The 3,628-nt window shown below is 37.2% G+C and carries 3 protein-coding genes; all 3 read left to right on the forward strand.

Annotation, left to right across the window (positions count from 1 at the left end; all coding sequences use genetic code 11):
- The coding region (locus PAEAM_RS31940) for a hypothetical protein (protein ID WP_207765594.1) at positions 1-753 on the forward strand (753 nt) is incomplete at its 5' end.
- A gap of 405 nt (positions 754-1,158) precedes the next feature.
- A complete protein-coding gene (locus PAEAM_RS22465) occupies positions 1,159-1,530 on the forward strand; it encodes a hypothetical protein (RefSeq protein WP_100529049.1) in 372 nt (123 codons plus the stop codon).
- Positions 1,531-1,739: 209 nt separating this feature from the next.
- On the forward strand, positions 1,740-2,795 hold the full coding sequence (locus tag PAEAM_RS22470) for a type II TA system antitoxin MqsA family protein (RefSeq protein ID WP_100529050.1): 1,056 nt from the start codon (positions 1,740-1,742) through the stop codon (positions 2,793-2,795).
- Positions 2,796-3,628: the final 833 nt, after the last annotated feature.

Here is a 3,628-nt window from a genome sequence, read left to right on the forward strand (position 1 = left end):
TCTGAACCTGAGGTGGAACCCGAGCAGGAGCAGCTATCCGAACCTGAGGTGGAACAAGAACCAGAGCAGGTATCTGAACCTGAGGTGGAACCCGAACAGGAGCAGCTATCCGAACCTGAGGTGGAACCCGAGCAGGAGCAGCTATCCGAACCTGAGGTGGAACAAGAACCGGAGCAGGTATCTGAACTTGAGGTCGAACAAGAACCGGAGCAGGTATCTGAACCTGAGGTGGAACCCGAGCAGGAGCAGCTATCCGAACCTGAAGTTGAACCGGAACCAGAGCAGTTATCCGAACCTGAGGTGGAACTCGAACCAGAGCAGGTATCTGAACCTGAAGTTGAACCCGAACCGGAGCAGGTATCTGAACCTGAGGTGGAACTCGAACCAGAGCAGGTATCTGAACCTGAAGTTGAACCCGAACCGGAGCAGGTATCTGAACCTGAAGTTGAACCCGAACCAGAGCAGGTATCTGAACCTGAAGTTGAACCCGAACCGGAGCAGGTATCTGAACCTGAGGTGGAACCCGAACCGGAGCAGGTATCTGAACCTGAGGTTGAACCCGAACCGGAGCAGGTATCCGAACCTGAGGTCGAACCCGAACCAGAGCAGGTATCTGAACCTGAAGTTGAACCCGAATCGGAGCAGGTATCTGAACCTGAGGTCGAACCCGAACCAGAGCAGGTATCCGAACCTGAGGTTGAACCTGTTCAAGAACAGGACCCTGAATTTGAAATCGATGATGAGTCCCTATAGTCATTAATCACAGAGAGAGCACTATTTACTCCTCGTGGCATACACACCCAACTTTTTTCATGTGTCACGAAGTCATTTGTACAAATTTAGTCGCCATTATGGCGGCTTTTTTTGTATTTTACTGTAATTTCTGGAATGCGAATAAACAAGGTCGCTGTGTTTACAATCATGCACACTATCGAATTTGTCTGAATCGTGGAGCATTGTCGCACACCGATAACTATATTATTTATTTATTATACTTCTAAATTAATTTTAGTGAGATTGCTTAATTTTCATTTTAATACCTCAATCTTTTAGGTGCATAAACCAGAAAAAATGTAATCATGGTTTGTTATTTTTGAATAAAGTGTTATCATGATATCACTTTCAGTGTATAATAATAAGAAAAGGAGGTGAAGATATGTGAACAGTGAAGAACTACTTAAACAAGCAATCCCTATGATGATACATGAGGATACGCGGAAATTCATTTTTCGTAAAGAAAGAAATTGGAGACAAGATTTTATCGATTTAGGGATTCCAGATGTAGATAAAGCATGGAAATTCATGATGACCTTAACTACAGATGATGAGGAAAAACCTCCTGAATTAGATAGAGATGGTTCCGGTCAAATGATTTATACATTTGAGAAAGAAATGCCTAACGGTGTTTGGGCTTATATTAAACTTAAAATTAAGGATTACAGCAATACTAAGAAATGCGTATCCATTTCTTTTCATCCTTGTGAGTATGGGCCGAAAGCCAAAATAAACAAAAAAATATTGGGAAATTAAAGTACATAAAGGGAGCTACTTGCTCTGGCTCCCTTTAAGCACTTTTTATATCATAAATGAATGTTGTTTAGAACCAAACTTGATTGACTTTGAATATTGATGAAATGTATTAGTCCAAATATCGGGTGAGTAACATGTAGTTAATCTGCTTAAGACCGAATCAAAACTTATTTAACTCATATAAAACTAATAATAAGGGGCGTGAACTTATGTCCAGGAAATTCCTAGCGTATTGTGATGACTGCGGTAAGGATTGCAATGCTGAGGAAAAAATAGAACGACAAACATTTAAAATTCATGGAAAATCAATTGATGTAGATGTAACAATGCTTGTCTGCATCGAATGTGGAAATGAAATATCTGATGAGAAATATATGAATGATCAACTGAGAGCCATAAATGAAGCTTATATAAAAGCAACTTCCGGATTAACATCTGAACAAATTAAAAATGTTAGACTTCAATACAGGGATCTAGGAATTCGTCCCTTTGCCAAAATTTTAGGAATAGGTTCCGCAAGTATAGCAAGGCATGAAACTGGAGAGCTGCCAAGTGATAAACATATATCTATTTATAAAGAATTAAATGAAAATCCTCGATCTATATTTGAATATTTTAATAAGAATAAAGAAAGTTTATCTCCGAGGGAATTAAAGAAAGTAGAACATGTATTAAGAAATTGGAGCGATGAACAAGAAGGCCGAATCAGCACACAATTTGTTGAAGTAATATTAGATGATGAAGAAATAATTGAGTCGATTCATAAACCATTCGCATTTACTGAATTCACTGGTTATAAAGATTTCAATCTAGATAAATTTTCAAATATGATTCTGTTCTTTTCAAAATGGGGAGTTAATAAAACAAAGCTAATGAAACTTTTATGGTACTCGGATTTCCTTTACTTCAAAATGCGTACAGCATCTATAAGTGGAGCTGCTTATGCTCGCATTAAGTTTGGGCCGGTTCCCAAAGATCATGAGATAGCACTTGCTCATCTTCAACATATGGGAGTAATAGAGATTGAAGAGTCCTTATTGAACGATGAAGGATGGGTAAAAATGACTGTTAGGGCAAAACAAGATCTTAATCCTAACGTTTTTGAGAAAGAAGAAATGGTTACATTAGAAAGAGTGAACTATATTTTTGAGGACTATGGTTCCCGTAAAATTAGCGAATATTCTCATAAAGAACGTGCTTGGATAGAGACTCCTGATGATCATTTAATCAATTACAAATACTCTCGGGATTTTAATTTTGAATGAAACTGGGCTAATGTATTTGCGCCAATTCTCTTTCTTTCGAGATCTTTCTCCAGGGGCCGGCTACATTAAATGTTCCGTTCCCCTGAATAGTTCTTTTAAGAGTTTAAATTAGAAATGGATGCATTTAGTTAGTTTTCTTTTAATCCAGGAATTAGTTTCTTTGTTGATGTAAAAGCTTTGATACTATTCTTCAATTTAATAGGTATCTGGGCCAAGAAACTTTGGGACATGTAGAGTTATATTTGCTCTCCTGACTCAACCACTACAATCTTAGATACATTCGAGAGGTTTCAGTATTCTTAAAGCCCTTTTCCTACGTTTTAGTTTGTAGTAGGCCTTTTTCAATATTAAATTCTCCCTCCACTAGAGTAATCAAGTTGATCAACTAAATAATTCATTGAAAGTCGCTATATAGGATTTTTTGTGTGGTATCAGTTCCTTTACTGACTACGAAATATAATGCAATTATACTTCGTAGTCAGTTTATTAGACCGTTTACTTTTCTTTTAACTAACGGACAAATTACAAAATCATTTCTCAATATCTTAAACTAGTAGGGTATTATTAAGAAATCTATTAGAAAAATCATCTCAGAGTGTTCCTAGTTATATACCCCTACACATTTTACCCCTCTTTTAGTGATACGTGATACGTAGGAATAGAAATGGAGAAAAAATAATGATGGCATTTTGCGAACACTGCCAAGATACTGTGAATTATGATGGAAAACTTGTTCAGAAAAGCAAAAATATACGAGGTAAAGAAGTTAAGTATCTTGGGAAAGAGGCATTTTGTTCAGAATGTGGGAATGAATTTTTTGTTTCTGATATACG

This window comes from Paenibacillus sp. GM1FR, assembly GCF_002803315.1.
GTDB lineage: Bacteria > Bacillota > Bacilli > Paenibacillales > Paenibacillaceae > Paenibacillus > Paenibacillus amylolyticus.

Coding starts and splice junctions, on each gene's coding strand:
- PAEAM_RS22470 (WP_100529050.1), top strand. CDS start 1,740: ATGTCCAGGAAATTCCTAGCGTATTGTGATGACTGCGGTAAGGATTGC.